This is a genomic window from Agrobacterium sp. 16-172Ci, from assembly GCF_053522725.1.
In genome coordinates, this window is the sequence record NZ_JBNWBW010000001.1 from 1 (window position 1) to 16,567 (window position 16,567).

16 protein-coding genes and 1 other RNA gene are annotated in these 16,567 nt (G+C 59.4%); 5 read left to right on the forward strand and 12 right to left on the reverse strand.

Features of this window, described 5'->3' with window-relative positions; genetic code table 11:
- Positions 1-208: 208 nt before the first annotated feature.
- A complete protein-coding gene (locus tag ACQZ40_RS00005) occupies positions 209-1,474 on the reverse strand; it encodes a lytic murein transglycosylase (protein ID WP_448747146.1) in 1,266 nt (421 codons plus the stop codon).
- 38 nt (positions 1,475-1,512) lie between these two features.
- Positions 1,513-2,118 carry a recombination mediator RecR gene (gene recR / locus ACQZ40_RS00010; RefSeq protein ID WP_003524309.1) on the reverse strand — a complete coding sequence of 202 codons (606 nt, stop codon included), beginning with the start codon at positions 2,116-2,118 and terminating at the stop codon, positions 1,513-1,515.
- 37 nt (positions 2,119-2,155) lie between these two features.
- Here recR and ACQZ40_RS00015 point away from each other — a divergent pair, with 37 nt between their 5' ends.
- Positions 2,156-2,791, forward strand: coding sequence for an MOSC domain-containing protein (locus ACQZ40_RS00015; RefSeq protein ID WP_338809917.1), 636 nt, complete (start codon positions 2,156-2,158; stop codon positions 2,789-2,791).
- Between the two features lie 57 nt (positions 2,792-2,848).
- On the opposite strand, the gene ACQZ40_RS00020 is transcribed toward ACQZ40_RS00015, so the two are convergent.
- From ACQZ40_RS00020 to ffs, 3 genes are all read right to left on the reverse strand, one after another.
- Positions 2,849-3,172 carry a YbaB/EbfC family nucleoid-associated protein gene (locus ACQZ40_RS00020; RefSeq protein ID WP_003507179.1) on the reverse strand — a complete coding sequence of 108 codons (324 nt, stop codon included), beginning with the start codon at positions 3,170-3,172 and terminating at the stop codon, positions 2,849-2,851.
- Positions 3,173-3,196: 24 nt separating this feature from the next.
- The gene (locus ACQZ40_RS00025; protein ID WP_448747147.1) at positions 3,197-5,071 is read right to left on the reverse strand and encodes a DNA polymerase III subunit gamma/tau; all 1,875 of its coding nucleotides are present in this window, start codon (positions 5,069-5,071) and stop codon (positions 3,197-3,199) included.
- A gap of 80 nt (positions 5,072-5,151) precedes the next feature.
- Positions 5,152-5,248: signal recognition particle sRNA small type (gene ffs, locus ACQZ40_RS00030), an RNA gene on the reverse strand.
- Positions 5,249-5,313: 65 nt separating this feature from the next.
- Here ffs and ACQZ40_RS00035 point away from each other — a divergent pair.
- Positions 5,314-5,742: an HIT domain-containing protein gene (locus ACQZ40_RS00035; protein ID WP_003524313.1), complete on the forward strand. Its 429-nt coding sequence runs from the start codon at positions 5,314-5,316 to the stop codon at positions 5,740-5,742.
- The gene (gene nudC / locus ACQZ40_RS00040) at positions 5,742-6,704 is read left to right on the forward strand and encodes an NAD(+) diphosphatase (protein WP_448747148.1); all 963 of its coding nucleotides are present in this window, start codon (positions 5,742-5,744) and stop codon (positions 6,702-6,704) included. The genes ACQZ40_RS00035 and nudC overlap by 1 nt, the downstream gene beginning before the upstream one ends.
- 15 nt (positions 6,705-6,719) lie before the next feature.
- On the opposite strand, the gene ACQZ40_RS00045 is transcribed toward nudC, so the two are convergent.
- Together ACQZ40_RS00045 and ACQZ40_RS00050 are read right to left on the reverse strand one after the other, a co-directional pair.
- A complete protein-coding gene (locus tag ACQZ40_RS00045) occupies positions 6,720-7,583 on the reverse strand; it encodes a prephenate dehydratase (protein WP_003524315.1) in 864 nt (287 codons plus the stop codon).
- A gap of 11 nt (positions 7,584-7,594) precedes the next feature.
- Positions 7,595-8,350, reverse strand: coding sequence for a 3-deoxy-manno-octulosonate cytidylyltransferase (locus ACQZ40_RS00050; RefSeq protein ID WP_448747149.1), 756 nt, complete (start codon positions 8,348-8,350; stop codon positions 7,595-7,597).
- A 149-nt stretch (positions 8,351-8,499) separates the two neighbouring features.
- Here ACQZ40_RS00050 and ACQZ40_RS00055 point away from each other — a divergent pair, with 149 nt between their 5' ends.
- A complete protein-coding gene (locus tag ACQZ40_RS00055; RefSeq protein ID WP_065654785.1) occupies positions 8,500-9,075 on the forward strand; it encodes a c-type cytochrome in 576 nt (191 codons plus the stop codon).
- 96 nt (positions 9,076-9,171) lie between these two features.
- Here the strand turns inward: ACQZ40_RS00055 and ACQZ40_RS00060 are convergent, their stop codons facing one another.
- The 3 genes from ACQZ40_RS00060 to ACQZ40_RS00070 form a co-directional block, all read right to left on the reverse strand.
- Complete coding sequence (locus ACQZ40_RS00060; RefSeq protein ID WP_149742730.1) at positions 9,172-9,900, reverse strand: sugar transferase; 729 nt, start codon at positions 9,898-9,900, stop codon at positions 9,172-9,174.
- A gap of 289 nt (positions 9,901-10,189) precedes the next feature.
- Entirely contained in the window at positions 10,190-12,484 is a 2,295-nt protein-coding gene (locus ACQZ40_RS00065) for a transglycosylase domain-containing protein (protein ID WP_448747150.1), read from the reverse strand.
- Positions 12,485-12,633: 149 nt separating this feature from the next.
- Complete coding sequence (locus ACQZ40_RS00070; RefSeq protein WP_080855755.1) at positions 12,634-13,092, reverse strand: YbaK/EbsC family protein; 459 nt, start codon at positions 13,090-13,092, stop codon at positions 12,634-12,636.
- 470 nt (positions 13,093-13,562) lie between these two features.
- Between ACQZ40_RS00070 and ACQZ40_RS00075 the strand changes: the two genes are divergently transcribed.
- The gene (locus ACQZ40_RS00075) at positions 13,563-13,772 is read left to right on the forward strand and encodes a cold-shock protein (protein ID WP_003492998.1); all 210 of its coding nucleotides are present in this window, start codon (positions 13,563-13,565) and stop codon (positions 13,770-13,772) included.
- 402 nt (positions 13,773-14,174) lie between these two features.
- Here ACQZ40_RS00075 and ACQZ40_RS00080 read toward each other — a convergent pair whose 3' ends face one another.
- Both ACQZ40_RS00080 and ACQZ40_RS00085 read right to left on the reverse strand, forming a co-directional pair.
- On the reverse strand, positions 14,175-15,566 hold the full coding sequence (locus tag ACQZ40_RS00080; protein WP_065654781.1) for a dipeptidase: 1,392 nt from the start codon (positions 15,564-15,566) through the stop codon (positions 14,175-14,177).
- 166 nt (positions 15,567-15,732) lie between these two features.
- Complete coding sequence (locus ACQZ40_RS00085) at positions 15,733-16,167, reverse strand: MarR family winged helix-turn-helix transcriptional regulator (RefSeq protein ID WP_065654780.1); 435 nt, start codon at positions 16,165-16,167, stop codon at positions 15,733-15,735.
- Between the last annotated feature and the right edge of the window lie 400 nt (positions 16,168-16,567).

Below are 16,567 nucleotides of genomic sequence, written 5' to 3' on the forward strand. Positions count from 1 at the left end.
TTGCTCCTCTTTCGTGTCCGAGATCGTCGCCAAACGCTCGAATACGAGTAGAATCAACACCGTGCGCCATGTCCACCAAATTTAAACCGGACAGCAGTGGGCTTGTCCCGAGGATCCAACCACGTATCGTTAAATCAATCGGTTGCAGATGCTCGGGACAAGCCCGAGCATGACGACGGGGAGGTTTTCCGACGTCGCCCGTAACGTGCTATTTCAGCTTAGCCTTCAGGCTTGCATCCGGAAAACATGTCGGCGCAAGGCCGTTTTTCGCCTGCCAGTCGCCGAGTGAGCGACGCGTCTTGAAACCGGCCAGCCCATCTGCCTTGCCGACATCGTAACCCTTGGCAACCAGAGCCTTCTGCATGGCCAGCACGTCGGAGCGCAGCATCGATCCGACATTGCCCCATTCACCCTTGAACGGGCCTGCCCCATGGGCGATGCGGTCGGCGAGATTGCCGATGAACAGCGCGTAGAGATCGGAGTTATTATATTCCTTGATGACGTAAAAATTAGGCGTCACCACAAATTCCGGTCCATGCCGCCCAGCCGGCACCAGCATCATGCCGTCGGCGGTCAGGTCGTTGGCGGGAAAGGCTTTTCCGGAAATGCGGGCAATGCCCATCTTCGCCCAGTCGGCCACCGGCCGGGCAAGATCAGGGCCTTCCTGCGCGCAGGAGACATTGGCGGGGATCGATACTTCGAAACCCCAGTCACGATTACGTTGCCAGCCGCGCTGCGAAAGATAGTTTGCTATGGATGCCAACGCATCGGGCACGGAGTTCCAGATATCGCGATTGCCGTCGCCATCGAAATCCACGGCATATTTGAGATAGCTCGACGGCATGAATTGCGGCTGGCCGAGCGCGCCGGCCCAGGAGCCCATCATGCGCGAAGCTGCGATATCGCCGCTTTCGACGATCTTCAGCGCATCGATCAGCTCGGCGCGGAACATCTCCTTGCGGGTCGACATATAGGCTTTTGTGGCCAGAACATCGACCACGGAATGCGGCAGTTTTGCCCGGCCGAAGCCGGATTCGCGGCCCCAGATCGCAACGACGATATCACCGGGCACGCCGTATTTCGCCTCGATCCTGCGCAGCGTCGCGGCGTGGGTGGCGGCAAGCGAGCGGCCGGTGCCCGCCAATCCCTGCAGCCGTTTTTCCGAGAAATAGGCGCCCGGCGAGGAGAATTCCGCCTGACTCTGGCTCTGTTCCTTCGGGGGCTTCTGGCCGGGAATGACGAGATCAGGCAGGTTCCAGCTGATGGAAAGACCGCTGAGCGTGGCCTCAAGTGTTTTCTGCGATATGCCGGCCTTGCGGGCTTCCGGCCAGATTTCCTTTTTCAGCCAGACGTTAAATTCGGCGTCGTATCGGGCCGCGGCTGCACCTGTCGGTGCCGATTGCGCCAAGGCCGTCGTTGCTGAAAAAACGGAAAGAAGTGCAGCCAGTGCCTTCGGGGCAAAATGGTTTCGCATTCGGTCTCCTCTTTGAATAACGGGGAGGGAGGGTGGCTTCAGATCGTCGTGCGCGCCCGAAGCGCCGCCGTCAATGTGCCTTCGTCGAGATAATCGAGCTCACCACCCACCGGCACGCCATGCGCAAGCCGGGTGATCTTGATGTCGAGACCGGAAAGGCGGTCGGTGATGTAGTGGGCGGTTGCCTGCCCCTCCACCGTCGCATTGACGGCGATGATAAGCTCGCGGATACCGCCGGCGCTGACACGGTCGATCAGGCCCTTGATATTCAAATCCTCCGGCCCGACGCCGTCGAGCGGCGACAGCGTGCCGCCCAGCACGTGATAGGCGGTGTTCATCGCACCCGTCCGCTCCAGCGCCCAAAGATCCGACACGTCTTCCACCACGATGATGACCGACTGGTCGCGCCGGTCGTCAGTGCAGACGGTGCAGGGATCGATCGTATCGACATTGCCGCAGCAGGAGCAGATCTTCACCTTGTCATAGGCCTCGCCCATGGCATGACCCAGCGGCCCGAGAAGCTGTTCCTTCTTCTTGATCAGATGCAACGCCGCCCGCCGCGCCGAACGGGGCCCAAGCCCCGGCACTTTTGCCAGAAGCTGGATCAGTTTTTCGATTTCGGGACCGGTGACTCGTTTTGCCATGAGCGCTTTCTACTGCATAAATCGGGAAACGGGAATCATGAAGCGCAAAGGGCAGTCCATGAAAATCAGGGCGGTATGCCGGGGCGAGGCAAAAAGCCTGCCGGGAAAGACGGCGAAGACGGGAATCTTCAAACATGCCGTGCAGGGCCCGGTCATGGTGGATGCCGAAGGTATCGTCAGCGACGCCGTCTGCAATCGCAAACATCACGGCGGTCCGGATCAGGCGATTTACGTTATGGGGTCCGTCGATCTCGATTTCTGGTCACGCACGCTGGGTTTTGTCGTCGAACCCGGATTTTTCGGCGAAAACCTCGTGCTGGAGGGGGTGGACAGCGCGAAACTCCATGTCGGCGACAGGTTCTCGGCCAGCGAAGTCGTGCTGGAGGTAACCGCCGCCCGCATTCCCTGCGCCACCCTGTCGGCCCGCATCGGCGATCCGGACTTCGCACCGCGCTTCCGGCAGGCGGGCCAGCCGGGTTTTTATTGCCGGGTGCTGAAAGGTGGAATGCTCGCCGCCGGGGAGGATATCGCCTTCGCACCCTATCAGGGAACGAAACTGGCCATACCGACTGTTCTCCAGCGCTTCCGCCCCATGCAGCTCGATATGACTGAACGCGCAGCCTATCTCGAAACGCCGCTTGCAACCCGGTTCCGCGCGATGCTGGAAGCCTAGACCCTTTCCAGACGCGAGGACGGCGTGCATCACGCCATCCTCTTCGATCGGATTATATCAGAACGGGAATTTCATGCCGGGCGGCAGCGGCAGACCGGCGGTCAGGCCGGCCATCTTTTCCTGCGCCTGCGCTTCGCCCTTTTCCTTGGCGTCCTTGTGGGCAGCAACGATCAGGTCTTCGAGGATTTCCACCTCGTCTTCCTTGAACAGCGAAGGATCGATTTTCAGGCCGCGCATTTCGCCCTTGCCGTTGAGAATGACGGTCACGAGACCGCCGCCAGCCCTGCCTTCGACTTCAAGGGCAGCGATTTCTTCCTGCACCTTCTCCATCTTGGACTGCATTTCCTTGACCTTGCCCATCATGCCCATGATGTCACGCATGTGCCAATCTCCTGTTCTTTTTGTTTAAAACTCGATGTCGTCGCCGGGAAGGATGTCGCCTTCGCTCGATTCGGCAACCGATGGCGGCGCGATTTCTTCGGCCTCATCCTGTACGGCGGCGCGGATGCGCACGTCGGTGATCTTTGCGCCGGGAAACTGCGCCAGAATGGCGGCAACGTCAGGATCCTGACGCGCATCGACAAGACGGGCATCCCGGGCGTTGCCTTCGGCCTCGACAAGGGTCGGCTCGCCCTGTTCCTTGCTGAGGCTGATGATCCAGTGGATACCGGTCCATTCCTTGAGCTTGACGCCGAGTTCGCCGGGAAGCGATCCGGGCGCGCCTTCGCCGAGGCGCATATCAAGCCGGCCGGGTTCCAGCCGCACCAGCCGCACAAAGTTGCGCACCTTCGCCCGCATGACGGGATCGCGGTTCTTCTGGCACAGATCGGCAATATCCTGCACCGAAGTAACGGGAACCTTCGGCTCCGGCCGTTCTTCGGTTTTCGGTGCCGCGACCTGCATCTCCTGCGGGCGGCTATCCGGAACGGCGCGCAGCACGGCGGAGGTCTGCGGCGTCGCCTGGCGCTGGGCGGGAAGATCGACAGGTCTTCCCGCGGCCACGGCCTGTCCCGACGAATAGGCGCGCGCACCGCCGCCATTGCCGCCACCCGAAGGTCCGCCATTGGCGTAACCGCCGTCACCCGTCGAAAGCTCTGCCAAGCGCCGCGCGGCATCTTCAGGTGCGGGCAGATTGGCGGCGTGCGAAAGCCGGATCAGCACCATTTCGGCCGCACCCGCCGGGCGCGAAGCATTTTCTGTTTCCGGAATGCCCTTCAGCAGCATCTGCCAGATGCGCGAAAGCGCGGTTACCGCAATCGTCTCGGCAAATTCCGCACCCCGCACGCGCTCGATCTCGGAAAGCGAGGGATCTTCCGCTGCGTCAGGCACATATTTCATGCGGGTGACGAGATGGGTGAAATCGGCAAGATCGTTCAATACGACAACGGGGTTTGCGCCTGCCTCATATTGCCCGTTGAACTCCGAAAGGGCGGCTGCGACATCGCCTTTGACGACATGCTGAAAAAGATCGACGATGCGCGCCCGGTCGGCAAGGCCGAGCATGCCCCGCACCGCTTCGGCTTCCACGCGCCCGCCGCCATGGGCAATGGCCTGATCGAGCAGGGAAAGGCCGTCACGCGCGGAGCCTTCGGCAGCGCGGGCGATCATCGAAAGCGCCTGCGGGTCGGCCTCGAAACCTTCCTTGCCGGCAATGGCGGTAAACAGGCCGACCAGATCGGCGGCGCTGATGCGACGCAGATCGAAGCGCTGGCACCGCGACAGAACGGTGATAGGAACCTTGCGGATTTCGGTGGTTGCGAAGATGAATTTCACATGCTCCGGCGGCTCTTCCAAGGTCTTCAGAAGACCGTTGAAAGCCTGCGTCGAGAGCATGTGCACTTCGTCGATGATATAGACCTTGTAGCGCGCCGAAACCGGGCGGTAACGCACCTGTTCGATGATCTCGCGAATATCGTCGATACCGGTATGGGAGGCGGCGTCCATCTCGATCACGTCGACATGCCGGCCTTCCATGATCGCTTGGCAATGTTCACCGGGAATGCGCAGGTCGATGGTCGGCTTGTCGATGGTGTCGGTCTTGTAATTCAACGCGCGGGCGAGAATGCGGGCCGTGGTCGTCTTGCCCACGCCGCGAACGCCGGTCAGCATATAGGCCTGCGCGATACGCCCCGTCTCGAAGGCATTGGTCAGCGTGCGGACCATCGGCTCCTGGCCGACCATCAGATCGGAAAAATCCTTGGGGCGATATTTGCGCGCCAGTACCCGGTAGCCGGTCCCGACCTGGGATTCGCTGGATGTGGTGGGTACGGTGTCGCTCATTGCCTCGCCAGTTTGTTTTGCCAGTTGTCTTGGGGCGCTGAACTGGCCCGGCGAAAGCTGAGCACGTCTTTTAAAAAAAGGTGGGAGGCTGGCACGGCGACCCGTGCCGGGCTCGTTAGGGCTGCTTCCTTCCGGACCTGACCCGGTTGGCGAGTGGCTCGTCCACCACCAACCTCCCGGGGCCACATATCGGCAATATCGAAAGCAAATGCAAGCCAAGCCTTCAAAAAACTGCTATCACAATGAAAACAAACATGGAGGACACCTTGGAGACATTCCGGCTGGACGACAGACTGGCGCGCGACAGCGTGCTTGTGACGCGTTTGGGACTATGTGAACTGCGTTTGCAAAACGACAACCGCTGGCCCTGGCTGGTGCTGGTGCCGCAGCGAGACGGTGTCAGTGAACTATTCGATCTCACCCCGCTTGATCAGGCCGTGCTGACATTCGAGACCAATCTCGTCGCGTCTGCCTTGAAAGAAATCACCGGAGCCACCAAGATCAATGTCGGTGCTTTGGGCAATATCGTCCGGCAGCTTCATGTCCATATAATCGCCCGCAATGAAGGCGACACCTGCTGGCCGGGTCCTATCTGGGGTCACGGAACGCCTGTGCCCTATGCCGCGGGCGAAAAGGAAACTTTGATGAAAAAAATCTCCGGCGCGCTCTGATGATTTCCACGAAAATTTTTGAAACCACTGCCCCCCATCCCGAAGCAAGCCTGCTGACAGCCTTTTCCAAGAACGCCCTCGACCGTTTCGCTGAAAAGCGGACGGAAGAGTGCGTTGCCGATGCGCTGAAAATCGATGGCACCCATATTTTCGCTTTCTCGGGCAACCGTCTTGTTCTGAAGCATGACGAACAGGTCATCGATCCCCTGTTTTCCGCCTATGAGCTGGCAGAACTGCAGCCGGATTTCGACAATGCCGTACTGCTCGGATACCGCGAAACCGGCGAGCCGAGAATTGCGGTGCCGGTTGCCGTTGCCGAGGATCAGCTCGCGAGCCACTACAAGCTTGCCGACGCCCGTACCCTTTATCGCGATCATCTTCTCGATGAGGAATTGCTGAGCGAGGTTGCCCAGGCCGTCAGCCTCACCCACTGGAACGCCGACAATCGGTTTTGTGGAAAGTGCGGCGGCACCATGGAACTGCGTATCGGCGGCTACAAGCGTATCTGCGCCGCCTGCAACCACACGATTTTTCCCCGCACCGATCCCGTCGTCATCATGATGACGATCGATATCGAGCGTGATCTTTGCCTGCTCGGCCGCGGTGCGCATTTTGCACCGGGCATGTATTCGTGCCTTGCCGGTTTTGTGGAGCCGGGCGAAACCATCGAGCAGGCCGTCCGCCGCGAAACGCATGAGGAATCCGGTGTTGAAGTCGGTCGCGTGCGCTATCACGCATCGCAGCCCTGGCCGATGCCGCATACGCTGATGATCGGCTGTTATGCCGAGGCACTGTCTTTCGATATTGCCCGCGATGAGATCGAACTGGAGGATTGCCGCTGGTTCACGCGGGCGGAAGTCGCCAAGATGCTGGAAACGGCAACGGGCGAGGGCTTTTCCGCGCCTCCCGGCGGCGCCATCGCGCATCGGCTGATGCGCGATTGGGTGGAATGGACGAAATAATCGCGTTCGGCAGGCTCAACCCTGGTTGAGCTTGCCACGCATCGCATGGCCCTTGTAGACGCCGAGAATGCGAACTTTTTCGGAGAAGAAGCGCAACTCGTCCAGCGCATGCCGCACGGGCTCGTCATCGGGATGGCCTTCAATATCGGCATAAAACTGCGTCGCCACGAATTTGCCGCCGAGCTGGTAGCTTTCGAGCTTCGTCATATTGATGCCGTTCGTCGCAAAGCCGCCCATGGCCTTGTAGAGCGCGGCCGGAATATTGCGGACGTTGAAGACAAAGGTGGTGACGACGATTTCGTCGCTAGACTGACGCTTGGCCCAATTTTCATCGCGGGAAAGCACAACGAAACGCGTGACGTTGTTTTCCGAATCCTCGACGTTTTCAGCGAGAATATCGAGGCCGTAGAGATTGGCGGCAAGGCGCGGTGCGAGAGCCGCCATGCTGCGGTCGCCCTTTTCTGAAACGAGCCTTGCGGAGCCCGCCGTATCGCCGGCGATGACGGGCTTCCAGCCGTTCGAACGGATGATTTTCCGGCACTGGCCAAGCGCGTGAATGTGGCTGTGGACGGTGCGGATCTCGTCCTTCTTCACGCCCGGCATCACCATCAACTGGAAGCGGATCGGCATGAAATATTCGCCGATGATGTGCAGGCGCGATTCCGGCAGCAGGTGATGAATATCCGCAACGCGGCCGGCCAGCGTGTTTTCAATCGGGATCATGCCGAGATCGGCTTCGCCATTTTCAATGGCGTTGAAGGCATCCTCGAATGTCGGGCACGGCAAAGGCTCCATATCCGGGAACATGTCGCGGCAGGCCATATCGGAATTCGCGCCGAATTCGCCCTGGAAGGCAATGCGATTTGTGCTCAAGGTCATGGGACTGTCCGTTAGAGGGTTCTGCTTGCGAGAATTTTGCGGGCTTTTTCCAGATCGTGCGGCGTATCCACCCCGAGCGGCACAGAACTGACGATTTCGGCGTCGATGCGCATCCCCGCTTCCAGCGCGCGCAGCTGTTCCAGCCGCTCGCGTTTTTCCAGCGGCGAGGGCGGCAGGCTCACGAATGTCTCCAGCGCGGCGCGGCGATAGGTATAAAGCCCGATGTGGTGATAAAGCGGTCCATCGCCATAAGGGGCAGTGGTGCGGGTAAAATAAAGCGCGCGCAATCGCGACTCGGAAAGCGGGCTGCCCACCACTTTCACCACGTTCGGATTGGTTTTTTCTTCCTCGTCGGTGATTTCGACCGTCAATGTCGCAATATCGACGGCGGCATTTTCCAGCGGACGCAGCGAAGCGCGGATCGTCTCCGCTTCGATGGTCGGAAGATCGCCCTGGACATTGATGACATATTCCGCCTTGCCATAGGGATCGGCTTTCTGCAGCGCTTCGAAAATGCGGTCCGAGCCGGATTGGTGGTCGTCGCGCGTCATCATCACGTCGAAACCGGCATTTTTGACGGCCGAAAACACCTGATCGTCATCGACGGCTACAACGATTCGCTCTGCGCCGGCCTCGCGTGCGCGCAGCGCCACCTGCACGATCATCGGCTTGCCGCCGATGTCGGCGAGCGGCTTGCCCGGCAGGCGCGTGGATGCCATCCGCGCCGGTATGAGGACGACAGCTTTCTCGAAATCCCGATTCTTCATCCGACACCCTTCAAATCCCGCCCGAAAAGTGTCAAAACGTCACGGTGTGGGGAGCATTATTCAAGTTGCGCAGGCTGTGCAAAAGCCATAGCTTTCGAGCAATTTCAAGATGCCCGTTATATCAAGCGGATGCGAGGGAGCGCATATAGATGAATTCTTATGTAAATATGGGCGTTGGGGCGTTGCTTGGCACGGTTTTCGTCCTGATGTCGGTGTCGATTGCGTCTGAGGGCATTTTCCATGCGCCTGCGCCCGAAAAGGAAGGTTACGCCATTGCTGCGGCAGAGGGTGGCGGCGAAGCAGCCGGCGGAGAAACCGCTGCCGCGGCGACGCCGATTGCGCAATTGCTTGCGAGCGCCGATGCCGCCAAGGGCGAGACGGTCTTCAAGAAGTGTACGAGCTGTCATACCGGAGAGAGTGGTGGTGCAAACAAGGTCGGCCCCAATCTCTTCGATATCGTCAACCGGCCGATCGCCAGCCATGAAGGTTTCAGCTACTCCGCAGGGATGAAGGATTTCTCCAAGGGCGGTTCCGTGCATTGGGATTACGATCATCTCAGCTTCTTCCTCGAAGCTCCCAAGAAACACGTTCCCGGCACGGCCATGGGCTTTGCGGGCGTGAAGAAGGAGACGGAACGCGCCGATCTCATCGCTTATCTGCGGACGCTGTCGGCAAACCCGGCACCGCTTCCGGACCCCGCTGCGGCTCCCGCGCCGACAAACTGATCGTTACGATGGTTTCATGAAAAAAGCCCGGCATCGCTGCCGGGCTTTTTATTTTTGCAGCAGCCGATTGCGGCTGCGGCAATGGCGCCTGAAAAATCAGAATCCCTTGCCTCCGCGCAACTCGGAAATCACCGTTCCGACCATGATCTTGATATCCAGCCAGAGCGAAAAATTGTCGACGTAATAAAGATCGGATACGATTCGGGCGCGCGCCTTGTCGCTGCGATCCGTCGGGCCACGCAATCCCCGCATCTGGGCAAGGCCGGTAATGCCCGGCCGCACCCGGTGCCGCATGTGGTAGTGCGGCACCAGCTCCTCATAAAGACGGCCGGCCGCCAGCATGCCGATGGCATGGCAGCGGGGCCCGACCAGCGACATATCGCCTTTCAGTACATTCAGAAGCTGCGGTAGTTCGTCGATATTCGTGCGGCGAAGAACCGCGCCGATCCTGGTTATTCTGGGGTCGTTCTTCACCGTCTGCGCCACGCCGGTAGCGTCGCAAAGATCGGTCCTCATGGAGCGGAATTTATAGACACGGATTTTCCGCCCGTTCATGCCCCAGCGGACCTGCGAAAACAGGACCGGTCCCTTGCTGTCGAGTTTGACCATCACTGCCACGGTGAGCAGCACCGGTGCGAGTGCGACAAGGGCGATGGACGCCCCTGCAATATCCATCGTTCTTTTGAGCGCGAACTGGCCGCGCAAGAATGCGGAGACGGTTTTTTCCGAAGAGGAAGGTTGCGTTTCCGGCGATTCGAAAGTTGTGGCTGCGGAATAGGAGGCACCGTAAAAAACGGCATGCGATGAGCCTTTAGTACCCAGCATAATATAAAGCCCTGAAAAGTTATTTTGATAGAAGAAAATTAATTTATATGAACGATTAATAATTCATTTACCGTAAAAAGTCATCCGAAATGTAACCGCCGCGGCGCAAATGGCAATCTACGGTTAATGCGACTGCACGCGGATGTTGCAGGGCCGACATCCTCTCCGCCCGTGGCTGCGGAGAAGGCCGGTCCCATGGAACCAAAACCTGCAAAATCGGGAATTTTCGTGCCGCGCTGGCGAAACGCCAGCGGCCCTGAGACAAGCGCCTTTCGGCCACTCTAAGCCGTCAGTTTCCCATCAGAATATCGAGCAGGGTCGTCTGCTTCGGTCCGGATGGTGCCTGACCGCCGATATCGGCCGGTGGTACAGGCCCGTTGCCGGCTGAATAGCCGGGTTCGATATCGCGGGAAGGGATATTTGCCGGCGGCATCGGCACACCGGGCTGATTCGGGTTTGGTGCAACCGGGGCTTCGGGATAGGCGCGCGTATCCACCGTTCCGCCGCCGAGCGCATTGGAAATGATATCGCCGATGGAGGAGGGCGCGCTTTCCGGTGCCGGCTGCTGCATTTCCCCAAGCGGCGGCACGCCGCCTGCGCCAAGCCCGAAGAGCGGTGAGGGCGAAAGCCCTGAATGGGCGGCGGTCATGAAATCTTTCCAGGCCTTTGCGGGAAGCCCGCCACCGGTGACCTTTTTCATCGATGTGCCGTCGTCGTTGCCGAACCAGACGCCGGTGGTCAGGTTGCTTGTGTAGCCGACAAAAAGGGCGTCGCGGAACGATTGCGTCGTGCCGGATTTTCCTGCCGCCTGCCAGCCCTGTAGCCGTGCCGCCTTGCCGGTGCCTTCGGTAATGACGCGCGACAGCATGCTGTTCATGGTCGCGGCGATCTCTTCGCTCAGGACGCGCGGCGGGTTGTCGTATTTGTTTTCGTAAAGCACCTTGCCATCCGCATCGGTGATGCGTTTGACGATATGCGGCGTCGCCTTGTAGCCGCCATTCATGAAGGGGGCGTAGGAGGCGGTCAGCTCCATCAGCGACACTTCCGAGGTGCCGAGCGCGATGGAGGCATTGTTCTGCAGCTCGGATTCGATGCCCATGCGATGCGCCACCTGGGTCACACGATCCGGACCCACTTCCATCACCAGCTGCGCGGCAATGGTGTTCAGCGAATTGGCGAGCGCGGTGGCGAGCGTCACTTCGCCTCGATATTTCTTCTCGTAATTTTCCGGGGTCCAGTTGCCGATACGAACAGGCGCGTCGTTACGAACGGTATAGGGCGTGAGCCCGGATTCGAGTGCTGCGACGTAAACGAAGGGCTTGAATGCGGAGCCGGGTTGCCGTTTTGCCTTGGCGGCGCGGTTGAACTGGCTTTCGGCATAATCCGCCCCGCCCACCACGGCCCGGATCGCGCCCGTGCCATCGATGGAAACCAGCGCCGCCTGCGAAGCGCCCTGCTTCTTTCCGTCACCCTGCAGCACTTGGGTCAGCGCCTTTTCGGCGTCACGCTCGAGATTGGGGTCGATGGTCGTGTCGACGACAATGTCCTGCTTGACCTCGCCAACGAGGTTGCGCACTTCTTCCAGCACCATATCGGCGGCGTAGTGTTCGGCGCCAGACCAGAAACGTTTCGCCTTGGTCGGCGGCTGCGACATGGCGGTCTTGATTTCATCGTCGGTGATGAAGCCGACATCGCGCATGGATTGCAGCACGACCTGCGCCCGTTCTTCCGCCGCCTGCGGATCGCGCGCCGGCGAGAGGCGCGAGGGCGCTTTAAGAAGTCCGGCCAGCATCGCCGCCTCGCCCAGATTGACGTCGCGCGCGGATTTGTTGAAGTAGCGCCGCGAGGCCGCCTCGACACCATAGGCATTGGAGCCGAAATAGACGCGATTGAGATACATCGCGAGAATCTGGTCCTTGGTGAACTCATGCTCCAGCCAGAAGGACAACAGCACTTCCTGAACCTTGCGTTCGAGCGTGCGATCCGGCGAGAGGAACAGGTTTTTCGCGAGCTGCTGCGTCAGCGTCGAGCCGCCCTGCACGGTTCGTCCCGTCAGCACATTCGTGACGATGGCGCGTCCCAGACCGAGCGGATCGACCCCGAAATGCGAATAAAACCGCCGGTCCTCAATGGCCATGACGGCCTGCGGAATATAGGGCGACATATCTTCCAGCGCGAGCGCCTCGCCGCCGGTGGTGCCGCGATTGGCCAGCACGCTGCCATTCACCGAAACGATCTTCACATTCGGCGGGCGTTCGGGAATGGACCAGCTGCTGGCGCTCGGCATGCGCGCGCCGTAATAGAGAACGAGACCTGCAACACCGATGCCGCCCCAGATGCCAAGTACGATGCACCAATAGACGAGGGAGCGAATGAAGCCCGTCGCGCCGCGGCCGGAGCTGCGGGTGCGCTTTTCTTTTTTCGTGGATTTGGTGCGGCCGGATGTCGGCTTCGGTTTTCCGGCTTGCTGCTTTGTGGTTCCGCTGATGCGCTCGCTGGCGTCGAGGCGCAGGTCATCACCGGACTCGTGGAAATCCCCGAAGGAGGGTTCTACCCGTTCGCGTGATTTACCCTTGCCTGCCATCCAGCCGAAGTCGCTCCTATTCGCGAAACCGCGCGCATCCCGTTCGTGTTTTTTCAGGCTCCTATGCCTGCGCGATCCTTAATCCAGGATGAAGAGTTTAAATGCGGCAATTTAAGGCGGGGTTAAGTCCTGTCCGGATCAAATCGGCGTCATTGGCAGACGTCGACCCATTCCGCTCCCGTCAATTCGGCCATCACCTCCGGCGAAATCTTCACCGCCGCATTGGTGGCGCCGGCCGCGGGAACCACCTCATGATAGTTTTTCAGGGAGACATCGCAAAACACCGGAAGCGGGGAGGGCAGGCCGAAAGGGCACACGCCGCCGATGGGATGGCTGGTCACCGCAACCACCTCTTCCGGCCCGAGCATGCGCGGCTTTGCGCCGAAATGATCGCGGAATTTGCGGTTGTCGAGCCGCTTCGTGCCGGCAGCGACGACGAGAAGAATGGTTTCACCCGCCTTCAGGCAAATGGTTTTCGCAATCTGGTCGGGGTCGACACCATGCGCTTTAGCGGCCAGCGCAACCGTCGCCGAACTCGTTTCGGTTTCGATCACGGCAACCTCGGGCGACTTTTCGGTGAAAAAGGCTCTTACGGATTCGATGGACATGCGTATTTATTAGGCGTTACGCGGAGAAGCTTCAAGTCACCCCGAAACAGCTATGCATTTAGCGCAATGCTGCGCTGCGATGAAGCGTCTGTTTTTTAAGCGGCGATCCTGTATCTTCAAATCATCGAAGCGACGCACTCCTCCTCCCAGCGTCGCCCGATTGGACTGACAATACTCCTCCTCCCAATTGTCAGTCAGTTTCAAGAACCCGGCGCACCTCCTCCCGCGCCGGGTTTTTGCTTTTTGGCGTTCCTGTTGTCTGTCTCGCTGCTGAACCCTGACAAGATGGTCGTGTTCAAAGAAACTTGACTTTCAGCCCCTTCCAACCTAGGTACTTCGCCATCGATATTTGTTTGACGACCAGAGCTTCGGCGTCTTTTTAGACGCTCACGACGATCTTTTCCTTCAAATTCGACCCAAGTCCGCACTGCTCGCAGTGCAAATACAATTGCCAACGGAAGGAAATCGTTATGGCGACTGGTACAGTAAAGTGGTTCAACGCAACCAAGGGCTACGGCTTCATTCAGCCTGACGACGGTTCGCAGGACGTATTCGTTCACATCTCCGCTGTTGAGCGCGCTGGTCTGACCGCCCTCAACGACGGCCAGAAGCTCTCCTACGAGCTGATGCAGGATCGCCGCTCGGGCAAGATGTCCGCAGGCAATCTCGTTGCTGCCTGATAAGCGCTTTGGCCCGAAAGGGTCATTCGCATGAATGGAAAGGCCGGATTTTTCCGGCCTTTTCTTTTGCAGGAAGGGGCTGAACCGGTTGCCCTTGAAAAAGCCGGGTCACATACCAATATAGGGTTCAACAGTGCTCCGGACCGGAACTGCCGGGAATGGCGCTTTTAAAAGTGCCGCTGTTGTTGTGTTAACCAAAGATTAACCAAAGCAGCCGATCCTGAGCCGGAAAGCAGCGTCGATATCTTTGACGCGCTCTGGAGCATCAGGCCGTTTGAACGCTTTGACCACGGATGTACTGGCATTGACGGAAAACGGATGGAAAGGTCGGGCTTGCCCGGCCTTTTTGTTTATGTGCCGAGGAGGTGCCGAATATTCGGCACCTCCTCCTTATTTTCAGGATTATTTCGCCGCGAGCGCGTCGAGAATACGGACCCAGGAGCGAATGCCCTTGTGGAAGGACTGCAGGTCGTATTTTTCATTCGGCGAATGAATACGGTCATCGGTAAGTCCGAAGCCGACAAGCAGCGAATCCATTCCCAGCATCTTCTGGAAATCGCCGACGATCGGGATCGAGCCACCCATACCGATGACGACGGCAGGTTTTGGCCACTCTTCCGAAAGCGCGTTTTTGGCTTTGGTCAGTACGGGCGAATCGTAGGACAGCTGGATGGCGGGTGAGCCGCCATGTTCGTGGAACTCCACGGAGCAATCGGCGGGAATCTTCGAGCGCACATAGGCCCGGAAGCTTTCACGAATGGCCGCAGGGTCCTGCTCGCCGACGAGGCGGAAAGACACCTTGGCGGAGGCCTTGGCGGCGATCACGGTCTTGAAACCATCGCCGGTATAGCCGCCGATAATGCCGTTGACTTCCGCCGTCGGCCGCGCCCAGGTCTGCTCCAGCACGGAGCGACCCTTTTCACCCGAGGGAACCGAAAGGCCGACTTCGCCGAGAAAGGCTTCGGCCGTGCGGCCCAGAGTCTCCCAGGAGGCCTTGATGTTAGCGGGGGTTTCTTCCACGCCGTCATAAAAGCCGGAAAGAGTTACCCGGCCAGTCTCGTCATGCAGGCCGGCGAGAATGTCGGTGAGGATGTGAATGGGGTTTGCCGCCGCCCCACCGAACAGACCGGAATGCAGATCGCGGTCGGCTGCGGTGATGACGACTTCTTCGCCGACCAGGCCGCGAAGGGCTGCGGCAATGGCGGGTGTATCCCGGTCCCACATGCCGGTATCGCAGACCAGCGCATAATCGGCCTTCAGTTCTTCCGCATTGGCTTCGAGGAAAGGCTTCAGCGACGGCGAGCCGGATTCTTCTTCGCCTTCAAAGAGAATGGTGACGCGCACCGGCATGCCGCCATTGACAGCCTTGTACGCCCGGCATGCCTCCACGAAGGTCATCAGCTGGCCCTTGTCGTCCGCCGTTCCGCGTCCGGTAATCACCTGCCGGCCGGCGCCGATATCCTTGACCGCGGGTTCGAACGGATCGTTTTCCCAAAGCTCGAGCGGATCGACTGGCTGGACGTCATAATGGCCGTAGAAAAGCACATGCGGCGCGTCCTTGGTGGCCGCATCGTGATGCGCCACGACCATGGGGTGGCCGGCGGTATCGCGCACGGAGGCCGTAAAGCCGAGCGCCGAAAGCGTTCTGACCAGCCACTCCGCCGCCTTGCGGCATTCCGCCTTGTAAGCGGGGTCCGTCGAAATCGACGGAATGCGTACGAGCTCGAACAGTCGCTCAAGGCTGGAGGTGAGATTGTTGTCGGCGGTGGAAAGAATGGGGGAAACGTCTGTCATCGCTGATCCTGTCATGTCTGTCGTGACCCGGCGATAAGACGAAACATCCGGGCATCGCGCATCGCGGGAAACAAGGGGGCCGGCGCGTCGTGAATCGGCAAACGTGCGGCCGGCGGAACGATAGAGCAGTTCAGGGAAAGTGCGAAGCGGTTTCGGGATGTAAATGCTATTTCGCTTTTTTGGCGCTTTCGATCGCCCGGCGCATATATTCCAGCAGAAGCTGCCTCTCGAAACGCCGGAAATCCTGGAGCAGCGCGTCTTCGGTGGCTTCGGAGGCGGCAATGGCGTTGGCTTCCAGATCCCTGCCGCGCTGGGTCAGTTCGATGATCTGGGCACGGCGGTCGCTGGGATGGGATTTGCGGACGATCAGCCCGTCGCGCTCCATGCGCGAGAGCGTATTGGCGAGTGTCGCCTGTTCGACATCGATTCTATCCAGCAATTGTCTCTGGGTCAGGCCGTCCTCATGCCAGAGTTCGATGAGGATGGGGAATTGTCCGGGCGAGAAACCCAGGGCGGCGGCTCTTTTCTGCAGCGCCATGGTGAATTCCCGCGCCATTTTCGAAGCGAGATAGATTGCCGATTCGTCCCGGGAAAAACCCATTTTTCCGCCCATAAAGCATCACGGCCGGCTAAGCCCGGCAAGTCGATAGCGCGATATATATCGCATGATATGTTTAGGCCAGCCTAAACAGGGCGCAAAATAAAACCGCCACGGCCGGGAGGGGTCGGCCATGGCGGTCATATTGGAGGACAAAGGCCCGGAGAGGGGGAAAGGCCTTTGTCCGGTCTGACGCGGCGGGGGACGAGCCAGCTATCAGACTACGGCGTGATCAGGCGCCGTCCCTTATGAAATGTGTCTGCAAATGCGGCTTTTCAAGGGAAGGGCGGATTACAAATCGGTAACGTTCAGGTGAATTTTGCAGGCCTGTGGTACCGCCTCATTCCCCGCTCTTTACGGTGCGTTGTGCGAAGTTTCGGTAGACGTCAAAACGGCCCCGCGC